Source organism: Staphylococcus caprae (genome assembly GCF_002902725.1).
GTDB classification, from domain to species: domain Bacteria; phylum Bacillota; class Bacilli; order Staphylococcales; family Staphylococcaceae; genus Staphylococcus; species Staphylococcus caprae.
Genome location: NZ_PPRT01000053.1, coordinates 1 through 9,373 on the forward strand (window position 1 = coordinate 1; position 9,373 = coordinate 9,373).

The 9,373-nt window shown below is 33.0% G+C and carries 9 protein-coding genes; 2 read left to right on the forward strand and 7 right to left on the reverse strand.

Features of this window, described 5'->3' with window-relative positions; genetic code table 11:
- Positions 1-825 (forward strand): CHAP domain-containing protein (locus CD155_RS10045; protein WP_258026358.1); only part of this gene is annotated, 825 nt, incomplete at its 5' end.
- Between the two features lie 157 nt (positions 826-982).
- On the opposite strand, the gene CD155_RS10050 is transcribed toward CD155_RS10045, so the two are convergent.
- The 6 genes from CD155_RS10050 to sufC form a co-directional block, all read right to left on the reverse strand.
- Positions 983-1,768 carry a tandem-type lipoprotein gene (locus CD155_RS10050; RefSeq protein WP_103213246.1) on the reverse strand — a complete coding sequence of 262 codons (786 nt, stop codon included), beginning with the start codon at positions 1,766-1,768 and terminating at the stop codon, positions 983-985.
- Positions 1,769-2,010: 242 nt separating this feature from the next.
- The gene (sufB, locus tag CD155_RS10055; protein ID WP_070873106.1) at positions 2,011-3,408 is read right to left on the reverse strand and encodes a Fe-S cluster assembly protein SufB; all 1,398 of its coding nucleotides are present in this window, start codon (positions 3,406-3,408) and stop codon (positions 2,011-2,013) included.
- 218 nt (positions 3,409-3,626) lie between these two features.
- Positions 3,627-4,091: a Fe-S cluster assembly sulfur transfer protein SufU gene (gene sufU, locus CD155_RS10060; RefSeq protein WP_044466333.1), complete on the reverse strand. Its 465-nt coding sequence runs from the start codon at positions 4,089-4,091 to the stop codon at positions 3,627-3,629.
- Complete coding sequence (locus tag CD155_RS10065) at positions 4,081-5,331, reverse strand: cysteine desulfurase (protein WP_172605848.1); 1,251 nt, start codon at positions 5,329-5,331, stop codon at positions 4,081-4,083. The genes sufU and CD155_RS10065 overlap by 11 nt, the downstream gene beginning before the upstream one ends.
- 65 nt (positions 5,332-5,396) lie before the next feature.
- Positions 5,397-6,704, reverse strand: a complete 1,308-nt coding sequence (gene sufD, locus CD155_RS10070) for a Fe-S cluster assembly protein SufD (protein WP_002441674.1) — start codon at positions 6,702-6,704, stop codon at positions 5,397-5,399.
- A gap of 100 nt (positions 6,705-6,804) precedes the next feature.
- Positions 6,805-7,566, reverse strand: coding sequence for a Fe-S cluster assembly ATPase SufC (gene sufC / locus CD155_RS10075; protein ID WP_002441672.1), 762 nt, complete (start codon positions 7,564-7,566; stop codon positions 6,805-6,807).
- A gap of 324 nt (positions 7,567-7,890) precedes the next feature.
- Between sufC and popT the strand changes: the two genes are divergently transcribed.
- On the forward strand, positions 7,891-8,748 hold the full coding sequence (gene popT / locus CD155_RS10080) for a polyprenyl-phosphate transporter PopT (protein WP_070873110.1): 858 nt from the start codon (positions 7,891-7,893) through the stop codon (positions 8,746-8,748).
- Between the two features lie 71 nt (positions 8,749-8,819).
- Here the strand turns inward: popT and CD155_RS10085 are convergent, their stop codons facing one another.
- Positions 8,820-9,017 (reverse strand): CsbD family protein, encoded by a 198-nt coding sequence (locus CD155_RS10085; RefSeq protein ID WP_002441669.1) that lies wholly within the window; start codon positions 9,015-9,017, stop codon positions 8,820-8,822.
- Positions 9,018-9,373: the final 356 nt, after the last annotated feature.

The following is a 9,373-nucleotide window of genomic DNA, read 5'->3' on the forward strand; positions in this document are numbered from 1 at the left end:
AATGGGAATGTAAATAATGGCAGAAATAATAATGATGATGGGCAAACAAAACAACAAAATACCTCAACAAATCATTCTTCTGGACAAAATAATGTAGCACATCGTTATTCAACTTCGCAGAAAAAAGTTAATCAACCTCAAGAATCGAATCAATCTAATTCTAATAACTTATTAAATAGAAGTAATGGGTCAACGCCATTACCAGATGTTCAAAATGGGAATAATGATCAAGGGGAAAAAATAAATAATAGTGATACTCCTCCACAAAATAACCGTTCACCAATTGCACCTCCCAACCTTAACACCGATGATGATCATAACGCTGATGTTTCTCAAGCTTTCAAAAAAGATAAACATGGTATGATTACTAACTTAGATATGGATGACTTATATGATGAACTTAAAGTCTCAGAATTTAATGAAAAAGCTAAAACTAAAGATGGGAAACCGTTAGCTTTAGGTAATGGTAAGATTATTTCACAACCACTATTTACGAATAAGAATAATTTATACACTGCAGGTCAATGCACTTGGTACGCATTTGATAAACGTGCTCAAGATGGACATACTATTAGTACGTTCTGGGGAGATGCGAAAAATTGGGCTGGACAAGCATCTAGCGCAGGATTCAAAGTCGACCATACTCCAGAAAAAGGTGCGATTCTTCAAACAATAAACGGTCCATATGGACATGTCGCTTATGTCGAGCGTGTTAATTCAGATGGTAGTGTTTATATTTCAGAAATGAACTGGGTAGCCCCTTATATCGTCTCAACTAGAACAATTTCTTCTAACGAAGCTGGTTCCTATAGTTATATACATTAATAAAATAAGAGGATAAGGTAGAAGTTGATCTCTACTTTATCCTCTTATTGCATATTACTCATATTTTTATTTCAAAAGAATTTCATCAAATTATAATTAGGATATTAAAGTTGATTAACTATAGTCGATAAAATTCGTCACTTACATTTCGAGAATTTTAATTTGTATTTGACGGTTGAAGGTTTACATAATCTGTAAATGAAATTGTTTCATCTGTTCTCTTTATAAATGAAAATTCTATACTCTTATATCCTACTCTTGCGTGATCGAGACTACTTTGCCCTTCTATTAACAATTTTGGCTTTTTGTTTGTAGGGATATTATAAATTTCTCTAAGTTTTTTTACATTATTTTCTTCATTATTTAGATTATATTCTAAGGTATAGCTAGGAACATTAGGATTGTAGCCTAACTTTGAATACTGATTCGTTTTCAAATCTTTAAAATCTCCATATTGAACAAAAAACTTAAAATTTTTAATTTTGTTTTTTACTTTATTATCATGAACTGGTTTTGTAATTATAAATTTATTATTCACCATTTTAACTGGATATCTTTTCTCACTACTGTCCTGACTTCCACGTTTATCAGTAAAATAACTGCTTATATAATAATAACCTTTTGCAGTTTTTGTATTTCTATTTATTTTTAGCAACATACCTTCTGATTTTAAATCTTCTCCTTTTCTCTGGATATTCATGGCTGAATTCAGATACCACGTTCCTTTATCTTGTTTGTCGAAATTTTCGTCTTTATAACCTTCTATATTATAAAAATCTTCCAAATTTTTAATTGGATAAACATTAAATATCGTTTTATCTAAATTTTTAACTAATTGTCTTTCCTTTTTATGTTTATACATTAAAAGGCTTCCTACCAATAATACAATAATCACTACAACAATAACTATAATAGTTAGAAGTAGTTTAGTTCTGCTTTTCATAATTTCTCAACCTTCTCAAATGATTTGTTTTACATTAATCATTTTAATATCCGAACAATATATTTTCACTTATTTTTAATAATTTTTAATTACTTATTTTCTGTTACTAATTAATTTACAGATATTTGTTACATAAATAACCTTTTATTGAATCTTTATTCCAACAAAAAACTGCCAACAACTCGTGTAAAGAATTGTTGGCAGTTTATTCATAATTATTAAATTTATAGCTCTAGTATATATTAACCAATTGAACCTTCCATCTCGAATTTGATTAAACGGTTCATTTCTACTGCATATTCCATTGGTAATTCTTTTGTGAATGGTTCAATGAAGCCCATAACAATCATTTCAGTAGCTTCTTCTTCAGAAATACCACGGCTCATGAGATAGAATAATTGTTCTTCTGACACTTTAGACACTTTCGCTTCGTGTTCTAATGAAATATTGTCATTAAATACTTCGTTATATGGAATTGTATCTGAAGTAGATTCATTATCTAAGATTAAGGTATCACATTCGATATTTGAACGTGCACCTTTAGCTTTACGTCCGAAATGAACAATACCACGATAAATGACTTTACCGCCATTTTTAGAGATAGATTTAGATACAATTGTTGAAGATGTGTTTGGTGCTTTGTGAATCATTTTAGCACCCGCATCTTGAACTTGTCCTTTACCTGCAAAGGCAATAGATAATGTACTACCTTTTGCACCTTCACCTAATAATACACAGTTAGGGTATTTCATAGTCAACTTAGAACCTAAGTTACCATCAACCCATTCCATGTTACCATTCTCATGGACAAACGTACGTTTCGTAACTAAGTTATAAACGTTGTTGGCCCAGTTTTGAATTGTTGTGTAACGAACATGCGCATCTTTATGAACAATGATTTCAACTACAGCTGAGTGTAGTGAGCTTGTTGTATAAACTGGTGCAGTACAACCTTCAACATAGTTTACTGATGCACCTTCATCAGCAATGATTAATGTACGTTCGAATTGACCCATATTTTCAGAGTTAATACGGAAATACGCTTGTAATGGTGTATCTAATTTAACGTTTTTAGGTACATAGATGAATGAACCACCTGACCATACAGCTGAGTTAAGTGCAGCGAATTTGTTATCAGCTGCAGGTACAACAGATGCAAAGTATTCTCTAAATAGGTCTTCATTTTCACGTAATGCACTGTCTGTATCTTTGAAGATAATACCTTTTTCTTCTAATTCTTTTTCCATATTATGATAAACAACTTCTGATTCATATTGTGCAGAAACACCAGCTAAATATTTTTGTTCAGCTTCAGGAATACCTAATTTATCAAATGTACGTTTGATTTCTTCAGGAACTTCATCCCATGAACGCTCAGTATGTTCTGATGGTTTAACGTAATATGTGATGTCATCAAAGTTTAATTCTGATAAATCTCCGCCCCATTGTGGCATTGGCATTTTATAGAATAATTTCAATGCTTTAAGACGGAAGTCTAACATCCATTGAGGTTCTTCTTTCATTTTAGAAATTTCAGTAACGATATTTTCTGTTAAACCTCGCTCTGATCTGAAAATGGACACATCCTCATCGTGGAAACCATATTTATAATCTCCAACATCAGGTGCTTTTTTAGCCATTTTAATCACTCCTTGAATTTATAATTAATAAACGACGTGCGTGTGAGATTTTTAATTTTATATAGTTAAAAGTGTAATATTTAAAAATGACTATTCTTTAATGTTGTAATATCTATATTATAACAACATGCTATATTCATCTAAAGACTATATAGCTGTTATAGTTTGAGTTTACCCGATTCATTTTCAAATACACTGAAGGGAACTTTGTAAATAAATTACTCTTCTTCAGTAGTACCTTCTGTTTTACCTTCTTTTTCAACTGTGCCTTTTTCTAATGCTTTCCAAGCAAGTGTGGCACATTTGATACGTGCTGGGAATTGAGAAACGCCTTGTAAAGCTTCAATGTCTCCCATATCTTCAGTAATTTCATAATCTTCACCAAGCATCATCTTAGTGAACTCTTGGCTCATTTGCATCGCCTCAGCTAATGAATGACCTTTTACAGCTTCAGTCATCATAGATGCACTGGACATTGAGATAGAGCAACCTTCTCCTTCGAACTTCGCATCATTAATTATCCCGTCTTCAATATCAAATGTTAAACGTATACGGTCACCACATGTGGGATTGTTCATATCTACTGTCATTGAGCCGTTATCTAAAACACCTTTGTTTCTAGGGTTCTTATAATGATCCATAATTACAGATCGGTATAGTTGATCTAAATTATTAAAATTCATAAGAGAAAAACTCCTTCGTTTGTTTCAATGCTTGAACTAACTGATCTACGTCTTCTTTTGTATTGTATACATAGAAGCTTGCACGGGCAGTTGATGATACATTGAGCCATTTCATTAGCGGTTGAGCGCAATGATGACCTGCACGTACTGCAACGCCCTCAGTATCTACAGCTGTTGCGACATCATGAGGATGGATGTCAGAGAGATTAAATGTAATCACTCCAGCACGACGATCTTTAGGTGGGCCATAAATGTCTAATCCTTCTATAGAAGACATTTGTTCATAGGCATACTCAGTTAATTCTTTTTCATGTTTGTGTATCGCATCGAAGCCAAGATCTTCAATGTAGCGAATTGCTTCTCCTAAACCAATCGCTTGAGCAATAAGTGGAGTGCCCGCTTCAAATTTAGTTGGTAAATCTGCCCATGTCGCATCATATTTACTAACGAAATCAATCATGTCACCACCAAATTCGACTGGTTCCATGTCTTTAAGTAAATCACGTTTACCGTAAAGCACACCAATACCAGTAGGACCAAGCATTTTATGTCCACTAAAGCTATAGAAATCTGCATCAATTTCTTGCATATCTAATGCCATATGTGGTGCTGCTTGTGCACCGTCGACACTAATAATTGCGCCATGTTCATGGGCAATGTCTGCTATCGTCTTAACATCATTAATTGTTCCAAGTACATTTGAAACATGTGCAATAGCTACAATTTTCGTTTTATCGCTGATTGTTGCTTTAATGTCATCAAGATTAAGTTCGCCCTCGTCTGTCATTGGGATAAATTTTAATGATGCATTTTTACGTTGAGCTAATTGTTGCCATGGAACAATATTCGCATGATGTTCCATCTCAGTTACAACAATTTCATCGCCTTCTTCAACGTTTGCATCTCCATAACTACGTGCAACAATATTGATAGATGCTGTTGTACCTCTAGTGAAAATAATTTCTTCAAAATATTTAGCATTGATGAAACGGCGCACAGTTTCACGTGCACTTTCATATCCATCTGTTGCTAGTGATCCTAAAGTATGAACGCCTCGATGAACGTTTGAATTATAACGCTTATAGTAATCGTCTAAAACGTTTAATACTTGTATTGGTGTTTGACTTGTTGCAGTTGAATCAAGATACGCTAAGCGTTTTCCGTTTACTTGTTGCTCAAGAATCGGGAAATCTTTGATGATAGAATTTACATCAAAAGTACGTTCGGTCACTTTATTCACGACCTTTCTATAATTAAAAATCTCATCGTATTTTGGTTTTACTTTTCATATAGTGCGAAATAAGTTTATTTAGAAACTTTACGTTCAATAACTTCTCTTAATTGACGTTTAACATCCTCGATTGGTAATTCGCGAACTACAGGATCTAAGAATCCATGAATAACTAAACGTTCTGCTTCTGTTCTTGAAATACCACGACTCATTAAATAATACAATTGTTCAGGGTCTACACGACCTACTGATGCTGCGTGCCCTGCTTCAACATCATCTTCATCTATTAATAGAATTGGGTTTGCGTCACCACGTGCATTCTCAGAAAGCATTAACACACGAGATTCTTGGTTAGCGATAGATTTCGTACCACCATGTTTAATATAACCAATACCGTTAAATACTGAAGATGCGTTTTCTTTCATTACACCATGTTTTAAGATGTAACCATCAGTTTCTTTACCATATTGTACAATTTTAGAAGTTAGGTTGATTTTTTGATCACCTGTACCTACAACAACTGATTTCAATTCACTTGTTGAACGGTCACCTACAAGGTTTGTTGTGTTGTCGATAATTTGACTACCTTCGTTCATTAAACCTAATGCCCATTTAATAGATGCATCAGCTTCAGTTGTACCACGACGAATAATGTGACCAGTGAAACCTTTATCTAAGTAATCTACTGAGCCATAAGCTACATTTGAATTTGCTCCAGCAATCACTTCTGAAACAATATTAATTTGATTACCTTCACCACTTGCGTTAGATAAATAGTTCTCTACATAAGTAACTTCAGCGCTTTCTTCAGTCACAATGATAACGTGGTTGTAGAAACTAGCATTCTCGTCATCGTGTAACACAACGTATTGAATTGGATGTTCAACTACTACATTCTTAGGTACATAGACGAATACACCACCATTAAGTAATGCAGTGTGTAAAGCTGTTAAACGATGTTCATCAATGTCTACAGCTTCAGTCATAAAGTATTTTTGAACTAGGTCACTATGATTAACTAATGCTTCTGATAAACCTTCGATAATCACACCATCATTTTTAGCTTGGTTTGACACTTGAGTATAAGCTAAATCGTTATTATGTTGGATAACTAAGTTTTCAGTGTTCTCCACATCAATGATTTGCTTTACTGATTCTGGTAGTTCATCAAGATTATTATATGCACTACCTTTTGTTTCGTGTTGTTTAAATGTATCAAAGTTCCATTTTCGTAATTTTGTTTTGTCAGGTTTTGGCATTTCTAAAGTTTCTGTTAATTCCAACGCTTTTTTACGTAATTCTGTCATCCAAGAAGGTTCATTGTGCGCTTTTGAATAATCAACAAGTTGTGCTTCAGAAATGTTCAAAGTTTCAGTTGTCATAACTTTCTTTTCCTCCTGCTTGATGAAATAGTTTGTTGCTCGGCATGTTCATTTTCATCATTAAAAGTGAACATCTCAATGTTAAAAGTCTGATTGACGACTATTCAGTTGCACCAAATTCTTCTTTAACCCATTCGTAACCTTCTTCTTCAAGGCGTTTAGCTAATTCTGGTCCACCAGATTTAACAACTTTACCACCATACATAACGTGTACTTTATCCGGTGTAATATAGTTTAATAAACGTTGATAGTGCGTAATCATTAATGCGCCAAAGTCTTCTCCACGCATTTGATTAATACCTTTAGATACAACTTTCAATGCGTCAATGTCTAAACCTGAGTCAATTTCGTCTAAAATAGCAAATTTCGGTTCTAACATCATTAATTGTAAGATTTCGTTACGTTTTTTCTCCCCACCAGAGAAACCTTCATTTAAATAACGTTGCGCCATGTCTTGATCGATATCTAAGAAATCCATTTCTTTGTCTAACTTCTTAATAAATTGCATTAAGTTGATTTCTTGTCCTTCTTCACGTTTTGCATTGATAGCTGAACGCATAAAGTCAGCGTTAGTAACGCCAGTGATTTCTGAAGGATATTGCATAGCTAGGAATAAACCAGCTTTAGCTCTCTCATCAACTTCTAATTCTAAGATATTGACGCCGTCTAGTAATACTTCCCCCTGAGTCACTTCGTAAGATGGGTGTCCCATGATTGCAGATGATAATGTTGATTTACCAGTTCCGTTTGGCCCCATGATTGCATGTATTTCACCTGTGTTGACAGTTAAATTTACACCTTTTAAAATTTCTTTATCCTCAATAGACACATGTAGGTCTTTGATTTCTAATGTTGATGACATTTATATTCCCTCCGTAAAATATAAAGTTTTCTTAACTAGTTTATAATAATTTTAATCTGTAGTCAAAAAGACTTAGTGATATTCAATTCTCTTTATTATAACGCACTTAGTTGCTAATATAAACTTTTTGAACCACTAATTTAGATTTATTCTTTAAATAAAATTATTTTTATCTAACGCGTAAAATTTCATTAAATGATAAACAAGCTCCTAATTTCTCAATAGCCAATTTTTAGACATATTAAAGTATTTATTGCCCTAAAATTTCATTTCTATGATATGATGCACTTTAACCTTTAAATCATTTATAGAAAGGAGCCATTCATGAACAATTTCAAATGGATTAATATCCTTAAAGGTTTTGGTATGGGCACAAGCGATTTAGTTCCCGGCGTGAGCGGTGGAACAATTGCCTTACTATTAGGTATATATGACGGATTTATTAGTTCAATTAGTGGGCTGTTTTCCAAACGGTTTTGGCCTAGCCTCAAATTTTTACTTCCTATTATAATAGGAATGGGTTTAGCCATAGCAATATTAAGTAACTTATTTAATTATTTGTTAAGCCGCCACGAAATTTCTACAATGTTCTTCTTTACTGGACTAATCATCGGTATTATTCCATATCTACTTGAAGTTTCAGATTTCAAGCGTACCTTCGAAACTAAACATTATTTAATGGTGCTAGCAGGCATCGTCATTTTAGTTGTAATTACTCTTCTAAATAACGGTGATAAACACTCCGGCGAAACATTATCTTTATCTTTTAGTCTTATTATTAAATATTTTATAGCTGGAATGTTTGCCTCTAGTGCAATGCTACTACCCGGTATTTCTGGGTCATTTATGTTATTAGTTTTTGGTGCGTACGGCACAGTAATGTTCTCAATTTCTGAACTTGTTAAGTTGAATTTTTCAGCATTACCTATTTTACTTATCGTTGGTTTAGGAATTCTCACTGGATTTATGGTATCTAGTCGCATTATTCAATATTTTTTACATCATCACAGTACTATGACCTTCGCTCTAATCATTGGTTTTGTTATTGGATCAATTTTCGCAGTTTATCCAGGTCTTCCTGAAAATGGATTAACCTGGGCGATTTCTTTAACAACATTAATTGTAGGTTTCCTAATAAGTCTAAGCTTGGGTCGTATGACAGCTCATAATGAAACATCATAACAAGCTAGAACACAACAAAGCCCTCAAGTACGTTTCTGTACATGAGGGCTCATTTAAGTGATTAGACAACCTTAGTTGTCTCCTTTATTACCTTTGAATTTATCAATAACGTCATTTGCTTTTTCTTTTGCGTTATCTACAAATTCTTTTGCTTTGCCAGAAGTTTTATCTTCTTTACCTTCTTGTTCTAAATCTTTATTGTCTGTAGCATTACCTACTGTTTCTTTAATATTACCTTTAGCTTGTTCAAATTTGTTATCTTCAGCCATTGTAATTTCCTCCTTATGACTTTTATCTCTATCATTTCTACCCTCTAAAATATTAAATAAACATACATCTACTGTTAAAAGCTTAATTTTTAACTTAAAAAGATTGCTTTATACTTTAATTTTCATATACTAAAAGTACCTAAAATGATTTAAGGAGTGACGTTATGAATTTCGTCAACATTACATCTATGACTGAAAGTGGACTCAATAAGAAAGTGAATCGTTTTTTGAACAAAATCCAAATATAGAAATTCTAAAATTTGATTATCAAATGGATTACGGTGGTGTAGGTGTAGGTATACTATATAAAGTATTATAATATTTAATTAAAAAATCGAGACTGGGACATATTAAAT

Bases quoted from the DNA above. Each gene is read 5' to 3' on its own strand.
- CD155_RS10050 (WP_103213246.1), bottom strand. From the start codon at position 1,768: ATGAAAAGCAGAACTAAACTACTTCTAACTATTATAGTTATTGTTGTA.
- sufU (WP_044466333.1), bottom strand. From the start codon at position 4,091: ATGAATTTTAATAATTTAGATCAACTATACCGATCTGTAATTATGGAT.
- sufB (WP_070873106.1), bottom strand. From the start codon at position 3,408: ATGGCTAAAAAAGCACCTGATGTTGGAGATTATAAATATGGTTTCCAC.
- popT (WP_070873110.1), top strand. From the start codon at position 7,891: ATGAACAATTTCAAATGGATTAATATCCTTAAAGGTTTTGGTATGGGC.
- sufD (WP_002441674.1), bottom strand. From the start codon at position 6,704: ATGACAACTGAAACTTTGAACATTTCTGAAGCACAACTTGTTGATTAT.
- CD155_RS10085 (WP_002441669.1), bottom strand. From the start codon at position 9,017: ATGGCTGAAGATAACAAATTTGAACAAGCTAAAGGTAATATTAAAGAA.
- sufC (WP_002441672.1), bottom strand. From the start codon at position 7,566: ATGTCATCAACATTAGAAATCAAAGACCTACATGTGTCTATTGAGGAT.